Genomic DNA, 17445 nt, shown 5'->3' with positions numbered 1-17445 from the left:
TGGTTGGCGTCAGGCTAACGCGTACGGGCGCGGGGACGGGGTTGGCACACGGGGCAGATGTGGCTCGACCGGTTCATGAACGCTTCGCGCACGATCGTCGTGCCGCAGCGTGGACACGGCTTCCCCTGCTGCCCGTAGACGTTCAGGCGCTGCGAGAAGTACCCGGACTGCCCGTTGACGTTGACGTACTGGGCGTCGAAGCTCGTGCCGCCGTCCTCGAGCGCGCGCCGCAGGATGGCACGGACCTCGTCGAGCAGTCGTCGCAGGTCGGCACGGGTGAGGCGTTCGGCGGCGCGGTCGTAGTGCAGCTTCGCGGCCCACAGCGACTCGTCGGCGTAGATGTTGCCGATGCCGCTCACGACGCCCTGGTCGAGCAGCACCCGCTTGATGCCGCTCGAGCGCTTCCGGGCCATCGCGGCGAACCGGTCGTCGTCGAACGCGGGGTCGAGCGGGTCGCGGGCGATGTGCGACACCTGCCCCGGCACCCACCGGCGCCACACGGCATCGGGGTCGATCACGTCGACCTGCCCGCCGAACCCGGCGGGAGCACCGTCGATCGTGGGGACCATCGCGTCGATCGCCATCGAGCCGAACGTGCGCTGGTCCACGAACTCGAGCTCCACCGGGGGTTCCGCGGTGCCGGAGCGGTCGGTGCCCGCGGGCTGCACGTCGATGAGGATCCGCCGGTGCTTCGCGGCCGGTCGACCACGACCGAGCAGGATCTGCCCGCTCATACCGAGGTGGGCGACGAGCGCCTCGGGCCGATCGCCCTCGTGCTCGGGCTGCAGCGGCATCCAGAGGAACTTGCCCCGCCGGACGGCCGCGGCGATGGTGCGACCGGTCAGACGGTCGGCGAAGTCCTCGGCGGGGCCGTCGTGCCGTGTGAGGGCGCGGTCGTCGACCACGTCGACGTGGAGGATCCGCGCACCGCTGACGGCGGGTTCGAGACCGGCGCGGACGACCTCGACCTCGGGGAGTTCGGGCACGTGGTCAGGCCGCTCGACCGGACAGCCGGGTCCAGGCGTCGAGCGCGGCGGCCATCTCGGCGGCCTTCTTGCTCGAGCCGGTGCCCGAGGCGATGTCCTCGCCCTGCAGCACGACGGTCGCCATGAAGGTCTTGTCGTGGTCCGGGCCGGTCTCGGTGACGCGGTACGCCGGGTTGCCGAGCGAACGGCTGGAGGCGAGCTCCTGCAGGCTCGTCTTCGGGTCCATCGCGGCGCCGAAGCGGTCCGGGTCGATCATCAGCGGCTCGACCAGGCGGAGCACGAGCTCCGTCGCCGGATCGGGGCCCGCCGACAGGTAGGTGGCGCCGATGACGGCTTCCACGGTGTCGGCGAGGATCGACGACTTGTCGCGCCCACCCGTCTGCTCCTCGCCCTTGCCGAGGCGCAGGTAGCTGCCGAGCCCGATCATCCGGGCGATCTCGGCCAGTGCCACCGTCGACACGAGGCTGGCCCGGCGCTTGGCGAGGTCGCCCTCGTCGAGGTCGGGGAACGACGTGTAGAGCTTCACGGTCACGGCCTGACCGAGGATCGAGTCCCCGAGGAACTCGAGGCGCTCGTTGTGCTTGATGCCTCCGTGCTCGTAGGCGTAGGAGCGGTGCGTCAGGGCGAGCTGGAGCAGCTCGAGGTCGATGTCGGCCCCGAGGATGCCCTGCAGACGAACGACGTCCGGCCCCGCGGGGCGAGACCCCGCAGCGCCGGACGTTGTCGTCATGCGTTCGGTCCGATCAGACGTCGGCGACCTTGCGGCCCTTGTACTCCATGTACAGGGGCGTGCCGGCCGAGTCCTCGACGACCTTCGCGCGGTGCGGGAGGCTGTAGGTGACCTGACCGTTCTCGATCGTCTTCACGAGCTGGATCGGCGTGGCCTTCCACTGCGAACGACGGGCGTGCGTGTTCGCACGGGACTGCTTGCGCTTGGGAACGGCCATGGTGAATCTCTTTCGGTTGGTCGGTGGTCGGTACGGGGGCTGGCGGTGTCGGGACCTACTCGGTCTCGGCCCGCCCCTCGCCCTCGGTGGTCTTCGGTGCGGTGGTGTCACCGTCGGTGGATCCTGCAGCGCTGCCGTCGAGCTCGATCGCGCTGAGGGCTGCCCAGCGGGGATCCAGCACCTGACGAGCGGGCTGCTCGCCGAGGTCGGCCAGACGCTCACCCGTCACCGGGTCGAGTCCTGGGCAGTCCGGTCGGCAGACCGGCTGGAACGGCAGCGACAGCACCACCGCATCTCGAACGACCTGTTCGGTGTCCACGTGGTCATCGCGAACGAAGAAGTCGAAATCCTCCGAGGCATCATACGCGAACAGTTCGGCGAAATCGACCTCGATCGGTTCGCTGATGTCGATGAGGCAGCGCGAGCACTCCCCCGTGGCGTCGGCCGAAGCGTGTCCGGACACGAGGACGCCCTCGTGCAGGCCCTCGAGCCGGACGTCGATGCGCAGTTCCGCACCCTGGCGGACGGCGATCAGACCGGCCCCCATCGCGTCGGGCACCTCGATGTCGAGCGAGTGCTCGCGCATCTCGCCCGGCCGGTGCGCGAGGTCGCGCACGCGCAGGGCGTAGGGGCTGTTCACGGGGGAAGACACGATCGACAAGCCTAGCGCGATCGGGGCCGAGAGTCGAGGTGGCGACAGGCGTGTCCGGACGCGGTGGGCTCAGCGGGCGTGCTCAGCGGGCAGCGAGGGCGTCGGCGACGGTCGTCGGCACGTACGGCGTGACGTCACCGCCGAGGGACGACACCTGGCGGATCAGCGAGCTGGACACGTGCGCACGCGACGCGTCGGGCAGCAGGAAGACCGTCTCGACGTCGGCGAGGTGGCGGTTCATGATCGCCATCGGGGTCTCGTACGCGACGTCCTCGCCGGAGCGGACGCCCTTCACCAGGACCTTCGCGCCGACCTGGCGGCAGTAGTCGACGAGGAGCCCGGAGGTCCACTCCCCCACCGTGACCGTCTCGGGCGCGCCGACCTCGACGAGCGACTCCCGGATGAGCCGCACCCGGTCGACGGCCTCGAACATCGCCGGCTTCTTGTCGGGGTTGTGCACCACGAGGACGTGCACCTCGTCGAACAGCCCGGCCGCCCGGCCGATGACGTCGAGGTGCCCGAGGGTGACGGGGTCGAAGGAACCGGGGACCACCGCGATCTGCGCCATGCCAGCGACGATACCGCCCGGCACGCTGTGCCCCGCGGTCAGTTCTTGCCGAGGAACGCCGCGTCGGACTCGTCGAGGCGCCTGGCGAGGGCGTCGCGGAGGGCCGGCGATCCCTCGAGCTCGGGATCGGGCTCGAGCACGCGCTCCGCTTCTCCGCGCGCATCGACGATGAGGTCGGCGTGCTCGACGACCCGGAGCAGGTTGAGCGAGGACCGGCCACCTGACTGCCGTTCGCCGAGGACGTCGCCTTCTCGTCGGAGCTCGAGGTCGACCCGGGCGAGCTCGAAGCCGTCGTCCGAGGCCGCCACCGCGTCGACGCGTTCGCGCGAGGTCGTCTCGAGCTCGGCCGTCGTGACGAGCAGGCAGACACCCGCCCACTGGCCACGGCCGATGCGGCCGCGGAGCTGGTGGAGCTGCGAGACCCCGAACCGGTCGGCGTCGAGGACGGCCATCATCGCGGCGTTCGGCACGTCGACCCCGACCTCGATCACGGTCGTCGCCACGATCACGTCGAGGTCACCCGCGGCGAAGGACGCCATCACGCGGTCCTTCTCGTCGGCGGTCATCCGCCCGTGCAGGACCGCGATCGAACGCCCCTCGAGCACGGGCATGGTCCGCATCCGCTCGGCGGTGGCGAGCACGGTCGCCGGAGCCCGCTTCGGGGTGTCGTCCTCGCCCTCGGCCGGTTGCGGCTCGCCGTCGTCCTCGGTGTGGGCGTCGTCGATCGCCGGGCAGACGACGAACGCCTGGCGGCCCTTGGCCAGTTCTTCGGCCATGCGTGACCAGATGCGGGGTTCCCAGCCGGGGTGCTCCGCCAGCGGGACGGTGAAGGTCTCGACGCCGGCGCGCCCCGACGGCATGCCCGTGATGGTCGAGACGTCGAGGTCACCGAACACGGTCATCGCCACGGTGCGCGGGATCGGTGTGGCGGTGAGGACGAGCACGTGCGGCGGGGTCGCGCCCTTCGTGCGGAGGGCCTCTCGCTGCTCGACACCGAAGCGGTGCTGCTCGTCGACCACCACGAGCCCGAGCTCGGCGAAGTCCACCCGGTCCCCCAGGAGCGCGTGCGTGCCGACCACCAGCCGCGAGCTGCCCGACGCCGCGGCGAGCAGGGCACGGCGACGTTCGTCGGTGGACTGCGAGCCGGTCAGGATCACCGGGCGGAGCTCGGCCGCCAGGTCGGGTCCGAGGAACTTCACGATGGACCGCAGGTGCTGTGCCGCCAGGACCTCGGTCGGGGCGATGAGTGCGGACTGCCCGCCGGACTCGGCCACGGTGAGCATCGCGCGGATCGCCACGAGTGTCTTGCCGGACCCGACCTCGCCCTGGATCAGCCGGTGCATGGGCCAGGTGCGGGCGAGGTCCTGGTCGATGTCGGCGCCGACGGCCCGCTGGTCGTCGGTGAGCGTGAAGGGCAGGGTGGCGTCGAAGCGTTGGAGGATGCCACCGGGGGCGGCCACGCGCGGGGTGGCCTCGGTGCGACGGGCCGCGATCCGGCGCTGCACCAGGGCGGTCTGCAGCACGAACGCCTCGCGGTAGCGCAGGGCGTCCTGCGCGCGCTTGAAGTCCGCGACCTTCTCGGGGCGGTGCAGCAGGTCGAGGGCCCGGCGGAACGGCACGAGGTCGAGCCGGGACCGGGCGGAGGCCGGCACCGGGTCGGGCAGGTCCGGCAGGGTGTCGAGGATGATGCCGATGGACTTCGCGATCTGCCACGACGTGAGGGAGGCCGTCGCCGGGTAGATCGGGATCGGCTGGCGCGACCACCGGATCGCCTCGTCGGAACCGGGCTCGGCGGCGGCCCGGGGGTCGTCCGGGTCGAACAGCTCGTAGTCGGGGTGCGCGAGCTGTCGGGCACCGCGGTAGTCGCTGACCTTGCCGGAGAAGATGCCCCGGGCTCCGGGCACGAGGTCCTTCGTGCGCCACCCCTGGTTGAAGAACGTCAGGGTGAGGAGCCCCTTGCCGTCACCGATCTTCGCTTCGAGGATGGAGCCTCGGCGCGCACGCATGGTGCGTTCGCGGACGTCGACCACCTCGGCCACGATGGTCACCGGTTCGCCGATGGCCAGGGAGTCGAGGGCTGTCAGCGCACCACGCTCGGCGTACCGGCGTGGCGCGTGCTCGAGGAACTCGCCCACCGTGCGGTACCCGAAGGCCTTCTCGATGGCGGTCGCCGTCCGACCGCCGAGCACGTTCGCGAGCCGCGCGTCGAGCGGCGCCGGACCGAGGTCGGGCGCGGCCGGCGCAGCGGGGGTTCCGGAGGTGACCACGCTCCAACGGTACCCGGCAGGACCGACCCCACCCGCGCCTCCCGAGCGGCCTGTGGAGAACGCCGGACCGGACCCGCCGGGCCGATACGGTGGCTGCATGACCCGCATCATCGCCGGCGCCGCCGGCTCCCTGACGCTCCGCGTGCCGAAGTCCGGCACCCGGCCGACGAGCGACCGCGTGCGCGAGGCGCTGTTCTCGTCGCTCGAGGCACGGGGGCTCGTCGAGGACACGTCGGTGGCCGACCTGTACGCGGGGACCGGCGCCCTCGGACTCGAGGCGGCGTCACGCGGTGCGGTCGAGGTGGTCCTGGTCGACCGGGCGTCGGCCGCAGCGCAGGCGTGCCGGGCGAACGCGAAGGCCGTGCAGCAGCGGATCCCGGGTGTCCGGATCGACGTGCAGCCCCAGCCGGTGCTGGGTTACCTGCGCGGGACCGTCCGCACCTTCGACCTGGTGTTCATCGACCCGCCGTACGACGTCACCGAGCACGAGCTCGCGGAGGTGCTCGAGACCCTGGTGCCGAAGCTGACGCCGGACGCCGTCGTCGTGGTCGAGCGGAGCAAGCGCTCCCCCGAGCCCACCTGGCCGGCGGGCCTCGAGCCGTTCAGCAAGCGCAGCTACGGCGAGACGGTCGCGTGGGAGGCCGTCGCCGCCGGCTGAGGCAGCCGGTCGGCCGGTTCAGCCGGCGGCGCCGTCCCAGTCGGCGTAGGGATCCCAGCCCGTCGTCGGGACCGGGGAGCCGTCGCGCAGCAGGTCCGCGTCGCCACGCTCCCGCACGACGCCGATGCGGCGGAAGCCCCCGGGCAGGACCGCGTCGGCCGGGAACGTGGCGAGCAGGCCGTGGTCCTCGCCGCCGTGCAACGCGACCTCGTCGAGGTCGGTGGCGGCATCGATCTCCAGCGTGACGCGGCTCGCGCGCGCCATCCGGCCGGCGTCGATGGCGAGACCGTCCGACAGGTCGAGCATCGCGGTCGCGCCGGCCTCGGCCGCGAGCGGCCCGTCGGCGATCGGGGGCACCGGACGCCGCTGTCGCCCGACATCGAGATCCGTGTCGGCCCCGCTCGCCACGGTCGCAGCACGGTCCGGCTCACCCCCGTCGTCGACGCCGTCACGGAACAACCGCGCGAGTCCGCGGGCGGCACGTCCGAGCTCGCCGGACACCGCGAGCACGTCACCGACGCTCGCGCCCGACCGGAGCACGGGCGCGCGGCCCAGCAGGTCACCGAAGGCGGTGACGGCCACCGTGAACGTCGCCGAGGTGGAGAGGTCACCGCCGACCACGCCGCACCCGGGGGCGAGTGCGTCGACCGCGAGCCGGAACCCGTCGGCGATGCCCTCGAGGACGGCCACGGGGGTGTCCTGCGGCGCCGCGAGGGCGATCACGAGCCCGCTCGGAGCGGCCCCCATCGCCGCGACGTCGGAGAGGTTCGTGGCGGCGGCCTTCCAACCGATGTCCGTCGGCGAGGACCACGCCCACCGGAAGTCCGGGCCGTGCACCATCATGTCCGTCGTCACGACGAACCGGCCGTCTGGGGCAGCCACGACGGCGCAGTCGTCCCCGGGGCCGAGGATCGGCGTCCCCGCGGGCAGGCGGCTCGTGATGCGGTCGAGCACGGCGAGTTCACCGAGCTCCCCCACGGTCGGTCCGGCCCAGGCGTCGTACGTCGCGTCCACACGAGAACGGTAGCCTGGACGGCGATGGACACCGCGCGCCGCACCCCTCGCACCCTCGCGATCGTGGGGGCCGTGATCGCCCTCGCCGCCGGGCTGACCGGGTGCACCAACGCCGTGTCGATGTCCGCCGCCCCCTCGGCCGACGCCGCGGCGTGCGCCGCCGTGCAGGTCCGGCTCCCGGCGACGGTGGACACGAAGTTCGACCTGCGGAACACGAACGCGCAGTCGACGGCGGCCTGGGGCGATCCCGAGGTGGCGGTCTACCACTGCGGCGTCGCGGTGCCGACGGTGTCCGACCTGCCCTGCTTCTCGCAGGGGGGCGTGGACTGGATCCGCGACGACCGCGGCGACCAGGTCGTCTTCACGACGTTCGGTCGCTCACCGGCCGCGCAGGTCGTCGTCGACTCGACGAAGACCACGTCGACCGTCGTCCAGGAACTCTCCGACGCCGTGTCGACGCTGCCGAAGGACGGGCACGAATGTCTCGACCCGGCCGACGTGCAGGGCTGACCCAGCGGACGGGGCAGCACCAGCTCCACCAGTGTCTCGACCCGGCCGACGTGCAGCGGTGACACCCGGCTGACGCTTGCGCGCCGACCGGGCCAGGACGGCCTGGTCAGCGGACGGCTGCGCGACCCAGCTCGATGAGCTCCGTGATCAGCTCGCCGTAGGACACCCCCGACGCGGCCCAGCAGCGCGGGTACATCGACAGCGGCGTGAAGCCCGGCATCGTGTTGACCTCGTTCACGACGAAGCCGTCGTCGGTCAGGAAGCAGTCGACACGGGCGAGGCCGGAACCGCCGATGGCCTCGAACGCGCGGGCGCCGATCGACCGGATCTCGTCGGTCTGCGCCTCGGTCAGCGGAGCCGGGCAGAGCAGCGACTCGTCGCCACCCAGGTACTTCGACGCGAAGTCGTAGAAGCCGTCCTCGGCCACGACGATCTCGCCGGGAAGGCTGGTGCGCGGCACACCGTCGCGACCCTCGAGCACGGCGACCTCGACCTCGCGGCCGATGACCCGGGGCTCGACGATGACCTTGGAGTCGTGCTCGAACGCCAGGTCCATGGCGGCGCCCAGCTGCGCGGGCTCATCGACGCGCGAGACGCCCATGCTCGACCCGGCGCGGGCCGGCTTGACGAACAGCGGCCAGCCGTGCGCGGCGATCGTCTCGGCGACGTCCACGGGGTCGGCCGCCCACTGCCGGCGGAGCACCGTGGTCCACGGAGCGACCCGCAGCCCGGCGTGCTCGAGCACGGCCTTGGCGACGTGCTTGTCCATCGCCAGCGCACTCGCGAGCACCCCGTCGCCGACGTAGGGCAGCCCGGCGATCTCGAGCAGCCCCTGGATCGTGCCGTCCTCGCCGAAGGGACCGTGCAGGATCGGGAACACCACGTCGACCGGGATCGCCGTGACCGTCCCGTCGGGGTGGGACACGACGAGTTCGTTGCTGGCGGGTGAGGTCGGGAACGCGATCCGCGTGCCGTTGTCGGGCACGGTCGGCAGGGCACCGTCGCGGATCGTCCACTGCGCCGGGTCGTCCGACTGCAGGGTGAAGGCACCGTCCTGGGTGATCCCGATCGGCACGAGGTCGTACTCGGCCCGGTCGACGACGTCCATGATGCCGCCGGCGGTCACGCAGCTGATCTCGTGCTCGCTCGAGCGACCGCCGAAGAGCACGGCGACGGTGGTCCTGGGCATGGGGGTTCCCTCGGGGATCGTGGGCACGGGAGTCCCTTCGTGACTCGGTGCGGGACCGGTCACTCGCCCTGCGGCTCGTCGGTCTCGGTGAGGTGCGGCGCGATGTTGCGCGGATCGAGCCTACCGGCGAGGACCTCGCCGACCTGGCTGACGATGGGCATGTCGACCCCGTTCGCCGCAGCCAGCTCGAGGATCGGGGCGACCGAGGCCAGCCCCTCCGCCGTCTGGTTCATCTGCCGGACGACCTCGTCGAACCGGTAGCCCTGGCCGAGCAGCCGGCCGGCGGTGTTGTTCCGTGACAGCGGTGACTGGCACGTCGCGATGAGGTCGCCGAGGCCCGCGAGCCCGGACAGCGTGGAGGACTGCGCCCCGAGCGACACCGCGAAGTCGGTCATCTCGGCGAGGCCACGCGTGATGATCGAGGCCTTGGTGTTCTCGCCGTAGCCGACCCCGTCGACGATGCCGATCGCGACGGCGATGAGGTTCTTCAGCACGCCGCCGAACTCGGTGCCGATGACGTCGGTGTTGATGAACGACCGGAAGTACGGGTTCGTCGCGACCGCGGCGACGGCGGTCGCGGTGTCGATGCTGGAGGACGACACCACGGCGGCGGTCGGCTGCCGACGGGCGATCTCGAGCGCCAGGTTCGGGCCACTGGCCACCGCGATGCGGTCCTGGTCGATGCCGAGGCCCTGCAGCAGGACCTCACTCATCCGCAGGCCCGTGCTCTTCTCGACGCCCTTCATCAGGCTGACCACCGGCACGTCGGCCGGCAGGAGTTCGCGGATCGCGGCGAGGTTCGAGCGCAGGGTCTGCGAGGGCACCGAGACGTACACCTGCGAGGCGCCGTCGAGCACGCGCTCGAGCGACGTCGACGCGGTCAGGGTGCGGGGCAGGTTGATGCCGGGCAGGTAGTCCGAGTTGCGCTTCGTCTCGGTGATCTCGCGGGCGACCTCGGGGCGCCGGGCCCACACCACGGTGGAGGCACCGCCCTCGGCCAGCACCTTCGCGAACGTGGTGCCCCAGCTGCCGGCACCGATCACGGCGACCCGGGGCTTGTCGGTCGACTGCATGACCACCCGGATCGCTGCGGTGTCGAAGGCCCCGGGAGCCGCAGCAGCGGGGTCGGGTCGGTCGTCGTGGGGTCGGAGGTCACTCAAACCGGCCGGTCTCCTTCTGGTTGTTCGCCGCCGGGTCCCAGCGGGTCGCGGGTGCCCGTTCGCCACGCAGCACCTCGAGCAACGCGGTGATCTCGCGCATGACGAGCTCGGTGGCCTGACCGAGCATCTGCTGGTCGATCGGGCGGCCGCGGTAGGCCGACAGGTCGACCGGGTCGCCGATGATCACGTCGACGCGGGACGGCGGGAACAGCCGGAGCTTCTTGCCGTAGCGCGCCATGATGTTCTGCGTGCCCCAGTGGGCCATCGGGATGAGCGGCACGTCGTTCTCGAGCGCGATCCGCACCGCCCCGGTCTTGCCGCGCATCGGCCAGAGGTCGGGGTCACGGGTCAGCGTGCCCTCGGGGTAGACGATGATCGCCCCACCCTGTTCGACCAGGGACCGGCCGCCGCCGAGCGGGTCGCTCAGTCGGGTCCGACCGGAACGCTCGACGGGGATCTGCCCCATGCCGGACATGAGCTTGCCGACGACGGGCACCCGGAACAGGGACGCCTTCGCGAGGAACCGCGGCGCCCGCTTCGAGATGTACACGGCGGTGCCCACGACGAGGGGGTCGATGTTCGTGAAGTGGTTCGGCGCGAGCACGAACGCGCCCTCCGCCGGCAGGCGGTTCGGGCCGTGCCAGTGGTAGCGCGCCGAGAAGCGGAACGTCGGGATGACGATCGAGGCGACGATGCGGAAGGCGGTGTTCAGCTCGCCGCGCCGCCACCGGCGCCCGCGCACGGGGATGCCGGTCGCGACCTGCGCGTCGGAGCCGCCACGGGCCTCCAGGCCGTCGCCGTTTCCTTCAGCCGGCACTGTGCCTATCCAGCAAAATCGAAATCGGCGCCGAGCTTGCGCAGCTTCGGGATGAAGTGCTCGTAGCCGCGACTGATGATGCCGACGTTGGTGATGTGCGACTCGCCCTCGGCGGTCAGCGCCGCGATGAGGTGGCTGAAGCCACCGCGCAGGTCGGGGACGCGGACGTTGGCAGCGTGCAGCTTCGTCGGACCGGTGACGACGGCGGCCTGCTCGAACGGGCGGCGGGCGACACGGCGGTCGTGGCCGGGCAGCCCCTCCTTGTGCACGACGATGTCGGCGCCCATCTCGTTCAGGGCGTCGGTGAAGCCGAAGCGGTTCTCGTAGACGGTCTCGTGCACGATGCTCTGGCCCTCGGCCTGGGTCAGTGCGACGACGAGCGGCTGCTGCCAGTCCGTCATGAAGCCGGGGTGCACGTCGGTCTCGATGACGACGGGCTTCAGGGTGTCCAGCTCGCGGTAGAACCGGATGCCGTCCTCCTGGATGTCGAACCCGCCGCCGACCTTCCGGAAGACGTTGAGGAACGTCATGAGCTCCTGCTGGTTCGCGCCCTCGACGAAGATGTCGCCGTTGGTGGCGAGCGCGGCTGAGGCCCAGCTGGCGGCCTCGTTGCGGTCGTTGATCGCTCGGTGCGTGTAGCCACGGAGCGACTCGACGCCCTCGATGAAGATGACGCGGTTCGGCTCGACCGAGACGATGGCGCCCATCTTCTGCAGGATCGCGATGAGGTCCATGATCTCGGGCTCGATCGCGGCGTTCCGCAGCTCGGTGACGCCCTTGGCGAGGGTCGCCGAGAGCAGGACCTGCTCGGTCGCGCCGACGCTGGGGTACGGCAGCTCGATCGAGGCGCCCTTCAGACCGTCCGGAGCCGTCAGGTGGATGCCGTTGACCTGCTTGTCGACGACCGCGCCCATGGCACGCAGGGCGTCGAGGTGGAAGTCGATCGGGCGGTCGCCGATGCGGCAGCCACCGAGGTCGGGGATGAACGCCTCGCCGAGCTTGTGCAGCAGCGGCCCGCAGAACAGGATCGGGATGCGGCTCGAGCCGGCGTGCGCGTCGATCTCGGCGAAGTGCGCCGACTCGACGCGCGACGGGTCGAGGATGAGCTCGCCTCGTGCAGGATCGGTGATGCGCACGCCGTGCACCTCGAGCAGCCCGCGGACCACCTTGACGTCGGAGATGTCCGGCACGTCACGGAGGATCGACGGGGTGTCACCGAGCAGCGACGCCACCATGGCCTTGGTCGCGAGGTTCTTCGCCCCACGGACCTCGATGCGTCCCACGAGCGGCTTGCCCCCGCGGATGACGATCTCGTCCGACTTGAGGCCCACGCGCGCCCCTGCGGCCGCTGCGTCCTGTACGAGAGAGTTCACTACTTCACCGGCAATGTCTTCGGCCGCCAACTGGAGCGGCGGGATTCGAACTCCGTGATCGAGGTCTCGTCACGGAGGGTGAGCCCGATGTCGTCGAGCCCTTCCATCAACCGCCAACGAGTGTAGGCGTCGATCTCGAAGGGGACGTCCACATCCCCCAGCGACACGCGCTGCGTCACGAGGTCGACCGTCGCCTCGATGCCCGGGTTCGCCTCGATGGCGGCCCAGAGGCGCTCGACTTCCGGTTCGGTCACGATCGCGGTGACCAGGCCCTGCTTGCCGGCGTTGCCCTTGAAGATGTCCGCGAAACGGGGTGAGACGACCACCGAGAAGCCGAAGTCACGGAGCGCCCAGACGGCGTGCTCGCGCGACGACCCGGTGCCGAAGTCCGGCCCGGCGACGAGCACACGGGCACCCTGGTAGGGCTCCTGGTTCAGAACGAAGTCGGGGTCCTGGCGCCACCCGGAGAACAGGGCGTCCTCGAAGCCGGTCTTCGTGACGCGCTTCAGGTACACCGCGGGGATGATCTGGTCGGTGTCGACGTTGGACCGCTTGAGCGGCGCGGCGATGCCGGAGACGGTGGTGATCTTGTCCATCAGAAGGTCCCCTCGGTGGCGGTGGCGGACGTCGCCGCTGCGATCTCGTCGTCGGTGGCCAGGTCCCACGGGCTGGACAGCGTGCCGCGCACCGCGGTGGCCGCGGCGACGAGCGGCGACACCAGGTGCGTGCGACCGCCCTTGCCCTGGCGCCCCTCGAAGTTGCGGTTCGAGGTGCTGGCGCAGCGCTCCCCCGGAGCCAGCTGGTCCGGGTTCATGCCGAGGCACATCGAGCAGCCGGCGAACCGCCACTCGGCGCCGAACTCGGTGAACACCTTGTCGAGCCCCTCGGCCTCGGCCTCGAGCCGGACCCGCGCGGAGCCGGGCACGACCATCACGCGGACGCCGTCGGCCTTGGTGCGGCCCTTGATGATCGACGCGAAGGCCCGCAGGTCCTCGATGCGCGAGTTCGTGCAGGACCCCATGAACACCGCGTCGACGGCGATGTCCTTCATCGGGGTGCCCGCGGTGATGTCCATGTACTCCAGGGCGCGGCGGGCGGCGGCCTGGTCGTTGGGGTCGCTGTAGGCGGCCGGGTCCGGCACGCTCTCGGACAGCGAGACGCCCTGGCCGGGGTTCGTGCCCCAGGTGACGAAGGGCTCGAGGTCGTCGGCGTCGATGAACACCTCGGCGTCGAACACGGCGTCGTCGTCGGTGGCGAGGGTCTCCCAGTACGCGACGGCGTCGTCCCAGTCCGCACCCGTGGGCGCGTGGTCACGGCCCTGCACGTAGTCGTAGGTGGTCTGGTCGGGGGCGACCATGCCGGCGCGGGCACCGGCCTCGATCGACATGTTGCAGATCGTCATGCGCCCCTCCATCGAGAGCGCGCGGATCGCGGAGCCGCGGTACTCGAGCACGTAGCCCTGCCCGCCGCCCGTGCCGATCTTCGCGATGACGGCCAGGATGATGTCCTTCGCCGTCACGCCCGGGCGCAGCGTGCCCTCGACGGTGATCGCCATCGTCTTGAACGGCTTGAGCGGCAGGGTCTGGGTGGCGAGGACGTGCTCGACCTCGGACGTGCCGATGCCGAACGCCATGGCGCCGAAGGCCCCGTGGGTGCTCGTGTGCGAGTCGCCGCAGACCACGGTGATGCCGGGCATGGTCAGGCCGAGCTGCGGGCCGACCACGTGGACGATGCCCTGCTCCTTGTCGCCGAGGGAGTGCAGCCGGACGCCGAACTCCTCGCAGTTGCGACGGAGGGTCTCGATCTGGATCCGGCTCGTCGGGTCCGCGATGGGGCGGTCGATGGCGAGCGTCGGGGTGTTGTGGTCCTCGGTCGCGATCGTCAGGTCGAGGCGGCGGACCGGACGTCCGGCCTGCCGCAGGCCGTCGAACGCCTGCGGACTCGTCACCTCGTGCACGAGGTGGAGGTCGATGTAGAGGAGGTCGGGGTTGCCGTCCTCGCCCTTGACCACGACGTGGTCGTCCCACACCTTCTCGGCGAGCGTCTTTCCCATGAGCTCAGCCCTCCTCGTCCTCGTCGATGCGCCGCGGACCGCGGCACGATCAGGCGACTCTACCATTGGTATACCAACGCGCGGCACCCCGCCCGCCGCACGCACGTCACCCCGCCCGTCGCACGCACGTCACCCCGCCCGTCGCACGCGCGGCACCCCGTGGCGGGGCGGCCTGGAGGCCCGTGGCGACTCCCCGACACCCGTCGCGGTGGGAAGATGGTGACGACATGACGACACCTGCGCACTCGACCCGGACCATCAACCTCGAGGGCGCGGCTCGCGCCGCGATCGCCGGTGGCGCACCACTCGCGCTGCTCATCGCACTCGGGATGCCGGGGTACGCGGCCTTCGCCATGTTCGCCGGCTTCACCGCCATCTTCGGCGCGACCGAGCCCTACCGGCAGCGTGCCGTCACCACCGGCGTCGCGGGTGCACTGCAGGCGCTCTGCATGTTCGCCGGCATCGGGGTCGGGCTCGTCGGGTCGCCGCTCTGGCTGCAGGCCGTGGGGCTCGTCGTCGTCCTGGTCGTCGCGGTCTGCACCCTCTCCGCGCTCCGGGCGATCCCCGCGCAGCCGATCTTCCCGGTGTTCGCGTTCGTCGTGTCCGCACTGGTGCCGATGCGCCCGGCCGACGTCCCGCTGGTGGCGACGATCATCGTGTGCTCGGTGGCCTGGGCCTGGCTCGTCGCGATGTCCGGCGCCGTGCTCCGCCGGGTGTTCCACCCGCACGCCCCGCACCGGTTCCGCCCGCTGGCCGACCGCAAGCACCGGTCGCTCGCGGTCCTGCGGACGCCGGCACTGTGGGAGACGGTCGGGCTCAACGTCGTCGGCTCGCTGGTCGCCGGGGCGGTCGCAGAGTCGATCCCCGGGCTCGGGCACCCCTACTGGGCGGTGATCGCGGTGGTGTCGACCCTGCCGGCGATCCGGCAGCGGCACACCGTCGTCCGCGCGGGGCAGCGCGTCATCGGCACGATCGGCGGCACGGTGATCGCGGTCGGGATCCTGCTGCTCGAGCCGTCGGCCTGGTGGATCGTCCTGCTGGCCGTCGTCGGGCAGTTCTTCGCGGAGATCTTCGTCGCCCGGAACTACGCCGTCTGCCTGCTGTTCCTCACCCCGCTCGCGTTGGCGGTGTCGTGGCTGAGCCTGCCCGAGGCGCCGCAGCTGCTGGCCCTCGACCGCATCGCCCAGACCGTGCTCGGGGCCGTGGTCAGCGTCGGGCTGCTGGTCGTCGGACGCGCGATCGAGCGTCGGCGCGGGCGTGCCCTGGGTGCGACGAGCGCGATCCGCACCGTCTGAGGCGCGCCCTCCCGGGCGTAGCGGGCCCTCCCGGGCGTACCGGGTCGAATCGGGCGTACCTGGTCGAATCGGGCGTACCTGGTCGAACCGGGCGTACCTGGTCGTTCCTTTCGACCAGGAACGCCCGATTCCACCTTCCATCGCGCCTGACAGGGGAAGGAACGTACGCAGACGACGGACGGGAGGCCCGTGGCGGCGCCGCCACGGGCCTCCCGTCCGTCGTGTGGTCACGACCACCGTCCCGCGGAAGCGACAGATCGCCGCGGAACATCCGCACGAACCTGTCGCTTTCGCGGCCGGGACGGCCCGGCGTGCCGTGGGTCTGTCGCTTTCGCAAACAGGTCCCACCGACCACGCGGCGTCAGTCGCGCGGCTGGATGTTCCAGGCGTCGATGACGGGGCGGCCGTGCTCGTACCCGAGGATGCTGACCGAGGCGGTGCCGAGCTTCAGCACGGCGCCGTCCTGTGGCGCGAGGCGGATCCACGCGGCGCCGAGCGCACGGAGCACGTGGCCGTGGGCGATGAACACGGCGTCGTGGCCCTCGGCGAGCACCGGACGGGCACGGTTCAGGATGCGCTCGACGCGGACCCGGACCTCGGCGGCGCTCTCACCGGGGGTGTCACCGGCGGGGACCCCGTCGGTCCACAGGTCCCACGGCCCGTGGCGCAGCACCTTGATCTGCGGCGTGGTCAGGCCCTCGTACGCGCCGTAGTCCCACTCGTACAGGTCCTCGTCGGTCTCCGGCTCGACGCCGATCAGGTGCGCGGTGTCGCGGGCACGCTGCAGGGGGCTCGACAGCGCCAGCGCGAACGACCGGTCGCCGAGGTAGCGGCCGGCGCGCTTCGCCTGCTCGACACCGTTCTCGGTGAGGGGGATGTCGGTGCGGCCGGTGTGCTGCCCGCTCTTCGACCACTCCGTCTCTCCGTGACGGACGAGGACGAGTTCGCCGGGGCGTTCCGAGGTCATGAGTTCCTTCCGATCCAGAGGCCGAGCGCAGCTGCGCCGACCGAGACGACGAGCATCCCGAGGCCGTTCAGGACGGCGAGCCGGGGCTTTCCGGATCGGAGGAGCTGTACGGTCTCGACGCTCGCCGTCGAGAACGTCGTGTACCCACCCATCATGCCCGTCCCGAGCACAGCGACCGTCGAGGCGGGGAGGGTGCCGGCCTGCGCGAGGCCCGTCAGGACACCGAGCACGAGCGATCCGGACACGTTGATGAGCAGGGTGCCGACCGGGAACGCGGCGAACCGCGAACCGGCGACCCGGGCCTTGACGACGCCGTCGAGCACGAAGCGCAGGGCGGCGCCGGCTCCCCCACCGACCGCGACCAGGAGCAGTTCGACCGGGCTCATCGGGCGTCCTGCAGCGGTTCGGGGCGGGTGCGGGGCCGGGTGGCCGCGGCGACCCACAGACCGAGGACGACCGCGACGAGTCCGAGCACGACCGACAGCAGTGCGTACCCGCTGCCCGCCGTCCACCGACCGAGGTCGAGCAGCTGCGCGGTGTCGTCGGCCAGCGTGCTGTAGGTCGTGAAGCCGCCGAGCACACCGGTGCCGACGAACAGCCGGACCGCGCGACGTCGACCGAGGTCGGGTCCGCGGCGGGCGAGGGCGTCGAGCAGGAACCCGAGGCAGAACGCCCCGACGACGTTGATCGTGAGGATCGTCCAGCTGATGCCGTCGTGGGCGGGGAACGCGGTCGCGAACAGGGCCCGGGCCGCCGTGCCGATCGCACCGCCGAGGGCGACCAGGGCGATCAGCCGCCAGCGCAGGTGCGGTGGTCGTTCGTCGTGCACGGAGGGCTCCTCTCGACGACGACCCAGGCTAGCCGAGACGACGAAACCCCCGCCGAGCCGGAGCTCGTCGGGGGTTTGCGTGCTGGTGACCCCAGCGGGATTCGAACCCGCGTTACCGCCGTGAGAGGGCAGCGTACTAGGCCGCTATACGATGGGGCCG

The 17445-nt window shown here is 71.5% G+C and carries 19 protein-coding genes and 1 tRNA gene; 3 read left to right on the top strand and 17 right to left on the bottom strand.

Annotated features, from left to right (window positions below; genetic code table 11):
- Window positions 1-14 precede the first annotated feature (14 nt).
- The 6 genes from mutM to KK087_RS09505 all read right to left on the bottom strand — a co-directional run bounded on the left by mutM (window position 15) and on the right by KK087_RS09505 (window position 5420).
- The gene (gene mutM, locus KK087_RS09530) at window positions 15-986 is read right to left on the bottom strand and encodes a bifunctional DNA-formamidopyrimidine glycosylase/DNA-(apurinic or apyrimidinic site) lyase (protein WP_214564951.1); all 972 of its coding nucleotides are present in this window, start codon (window positions 984-986) and stop codon (window positions 15-17) included.
- Between the two features lie 4 nt (window positions 987-990).
- Complete coding sequence (gene rnc, locus KK087_RS09525; RefSeq protein WP_214528636.1) at window positions 991-1716, bottom strand: ribonuclease III; 726 nt, start codon at window positions 1714-1716, stop codon at window positions 991-993.
- A gap of 13 nt (window positions 1717-1729) precedes the next feature.
- A complete protein-coding gene (gene rpmF, locus KK087_RS09520; RefSeq protein WP_017888273.1) occupies window positions 1730-1933 on the bottom strand; it encodes a 50S ribosomal protein L32 in 204 nt (67 codons plus the stop codon).
- Window positions 1934-1988: 55 nt separating this feature from the next.
- Complete coding sequence (locus KK087_RS09515; protein WP_214565017.1) at window positions 1989-2573, bottom strand: YceD family protein; 585 nt, start codon at window positions 2571-2573, stop codon at window positions 1989-1991.
- A 94-nt stretch (window positions 2574-2667) separates the two neighbouring features.
- Window positions 2668-3153, bottom strand: a complete 486-nt coding sequence (gene coaD, locus KK087_RS09510; RefSeq protein WP_214528637.1) for a pantetheine-phosphate adenylyltransferase — start codon at window positions 3151-3153, stop codon at window positions 2668-2670.
- Between the two features lie 38 nt (window positions 3154-3191).
- Complete coding sequence (locus KK087_RS09505) at window positions 3192-5420, bottom strand: ATP-dependent DNA helicase RecG (protein ID WP_307860023.1); 2229 nt, start codon at window positions 5418-5420, stop codon at window positions 3192-3194.
- Window positions 5421-5517: 97 nt separating this feature from the next.
- On the opposite strand from KK087_RS09505, the gene KK087_RS09500 reads away from it, so the two are divergent.
- Entirely contained in the window at window positions 5518-6078 is a 561-nt protein-coding gene (locus KK087_RS09500) for an RsmD family RNA methyltransferase (RefSeq protein ID WP_214528639.1), read from the top strand.
- An 18-nt stretch (window positions 6079-6096) separates the two neighbouring features.
- Here the strand turns inward: KK087_RS09500 and thiL are convergent, their stop codons facing one another.
- Window positions 6097-7092 (bottom strand): thiamine-phosphate kinase, encoded by a 996-nt coding sequence (gene thiL, locus KK087_RS09495; RefSeq protein ID WP_214564949.1) that lies wholly within the window; start codon window positions 7090-7092, stop codon window positions 6097-6099.
- 24 nt (window positions 7093-7116) lie between these two features.
- On the opposite strand from thiL, the gene KK087_RS09490 reads away from it, so the two are divergent.
- Complete coding sequence (locus KK087_RS09490; RefSeq protein WP_214528641.1) at window positions 7117-7602, top strand: DUF3515 family protein; 486 nt, start codon at window positions 7117-7119, stop codon at window positions 7600-7602.
- 106 nt (window positions 7603-7708) lie between these two features.
- Here KK087_RS09490 and KK087_RS09485 read toward each other — a convergent pair whose 3' ends face one another.
- From KK087_RS09485 to leuC, 6 genes are all read right to left on the bottom strand, one after another.
- The gene (locus KK087_RS09485; RefSeq protein ID WP_214528642.1) at window positions 7709-8791 is read right to left on the bottom strand and encodes a D-alanine--D-alanine ligase family protein; all 1083 of its coding nucleotides are present in this window, start codon (window positions 8789-8791) and stop codon (window positions 7709-7711) included.
- A 59-nt stretch (window positions 8792-8850) separates the two neighbouring features.
- Complete coding sequence (locus tag KK087_RS09480) at window positions 8851-9864, bottom strand: NAD(P)H-dependent glycerol-3-phosphate dehydrogenase (protein WP_214528663.1); 1014 nt, start codon at window positions 9862-9864, stop codon at window positions 8851-8853.
- Between the two features lie 79 nt (window positions 9865-9943).
- A complete protein-coding gene (locus tag KK087_RS09475; RefSeq protein ID WP_214544377.1) occupies window positions 9944-10768 on the bottom strand; it encodes a lysophospholipid acyltransferase family protein in 825 nt (274 codons plus the stop codon).
- 5 nt (window positions 10769-10773) lie between these two features.
- Window positions 10774-12141 carry a UDP-N-acetylglucosamine 1-carboxyvinyltransferase gene (murA, locus tag KK087_RS09470; protein WP_214528644.1) on the bottom strand — a complete coding sequence of 456 codons (1368 nt, stop codon included), beginning with the start codon at window positions 12139-12141 and terminating at the stop codon, window positions 10774-10776.
- The gene (gene leuD, locus KK087_RS09465) at window positions 12141-12737 is read right to left on the bottom strand and encodes a 3-isopropylmalate dehydratase small subunit (RefSeq protein WP_214564948.1); all 597 of its coding nucleotides are present in this window, start codon (window positions 12735-12737) and stop codon (window positions 12141-12143) included. The genes murA and leuD overlap by 1 nt, the downstream gene beginning before the upstream one ends.
- A complete protein-coding gene (gene leuC / locus KK087_RS09460; RefSeq protein WP_214544375.1) occupies window positions 12737-14194 on the bottom strand; it encodes a 3-isopropylmalate dehydratase large subunit in 1458 nt (485 codons plus the stop codon). Before leuC ends, leuD begins: the two co-directional genes overlap by 1 nt.
- Before the next feature lie 227 nt (window positions 14195-14421).
- Between leuC and KK087_RS09455 the strand changes: the two genes are divergently transcribed.
- Window positions 14422-15489, top strand: coding sequence for an FUSC family protein (locus KK087_RS09455; protein ID WP_214564947.1), 1068 nt, complete (start codon window positions 14422-14424; stop codon window positions 15487-15489).
- 361 nt (window positions 15490-15850) lie between these two features.
- On the opposite strand, the gene KK087_RS09450 is transcribed toward KK087_RS09455, so the two are convergent.
- From KK087_RS09450 to KK087_RS09435, 4 genes are all read right to left on the bottom strand, one after another.
- The gene (locus tag KK087_RS09450) at window positions 15851-16456 is read right to left on the bottom strand and encodes a histidine phosphatase family protein (RefSeq protein WP_214544373.1); all 606 of its coding nucleotides are present in this window, start codon (window positions 16454-16456) and stop codon (window positions 15851-15853) included.
- Window positions 16453-16842: a fluoride efflux transporter CrcB gene (gene crcB / locus KK087_RS09445; protein WP_214528649.1), complete on the bottom strand. Its 390-nt coding sequence runs from the start codon at window positions 16840-16842 to the stop codon at window positions 16453-16455. Before crcB ends, KK087_RS09450 begins: the two co-directional genes overlap by 4 nt.
- Entirely contained in the window at window positions 16839-17285 is a 447-nt protein-coding gene (locus tag KK087_RS09440; protein WP_214564946.1) for a fluoride efflux transporter FluC, read from the bottom strand. Before KK087_RS09440 ends, crcB begins: the two co-directional genes overlap by 4 nt.
- Window positions 17286-17368: 83 nt before the next feature.
- A tRNA-Glu gene (locus KK087_RS09435) sits at window positions 17369-17444 on the bottom strand.
- Window position 17445 lies beyond the last annotated feature (1 nt).

The sequence above is a fragment of the Curtobacterium aurantiacum genome (assembly GCF_018598555.1).
Lineage (GTDB): Bacteria > Actinomycetota > Actinomycetes > Actinomycetales > Microbacteriaceae > Curtobacterium > Curtobacterium aurantiacum.
Note: the sequence above shows the minus strand (reverse complement) of the source record. Positions and strands in the feature narration are given on the sequence as shown.

Bases quoted from the DNA above. Each gene is read 5' to 3' on its own strand.
- rnc (WP_214528636.1), bottom strand. From the start codon at position 1,716: ATGACGACAACGTCCGGCGCTGCGGGGTCTCGCCCCGCGGGGCCGGAC.
- rpmF (WP_017888273.1), bottom strand. From the start codon at position 1,933: ATGGCCGTTCCCAAGCGCAAGCAGTCCCGTGCGAACACGCACGCCCGT.
- coaD (WP_214528637.1), bottom strand. From the start codon at position 3,153: ATGGCGCAGATCGCGGTGGTCCCCGGTTCCTTCGACCCCGTCACCCTC.
- KK087_RS09500 (WP_214528639.1), top strand. From the start codon at position 5,518: ATGACCCGCATCATCGCCGGCGCCGCCGGCTCCCTGACGCTCCGCGTG.
- KK087_RS09490 (WP_214528641.1), top strand. From the start codon at position 7,117: ATGGACACCGCGCGCCGCACCCCTCGCACCCTCGCGATCGTGGGGGCC.
- KK087_RS09485 (WP_214528642.1), bottom strand. From the start codon at position 8,791: ATGCCCAGGACCACCGTCGCCGTGCTCTTCGGCGGTCGCTCGAGCGAG.
- KK087_RS09480 (WP_214528663.1), bottom strand. From the start codon at position 9,864: ATGCAGTCGACCGACAAGCCCCGGGTCGCCGTGATCGGTGCCGGCAGC.
- leuD (WP_214564948.1), bottom strand. From the start codon at position 12,737: ATGGACAAGATCACCACCGTCTCCGGCATCGCCGCGCCGCTCAAGCGG.
- leuC (WP_214544375.1), bottom strand. From the start codon at position 14,194: ATGGGAAAGACGCTCGCCGAGAAGGTGTGGGACGACCACGTCGTGGTC.
- KK087_RS09455 (WP_214564947.1), top strand. From the start codon at position 14,422: ATGACGACACCTGCGCACTCGACCCGGACCATCAACCTCGAGGGCGCG.
- KK087_RS09450 (WP_214544373.1), bottom strand. From the start codon at position 16,456: ATGACCTCGGAACGCCCCGGCGAACTCGTCCTCGTCCGTCACGGAGAG.
- crcB (WP_214528649.1), bottom strand. From the start codon at position 16,842: ATGAGCCCGGTCGAACTGCTCCTGGTCGCGGTCGGTGGGGGAGCCGGC.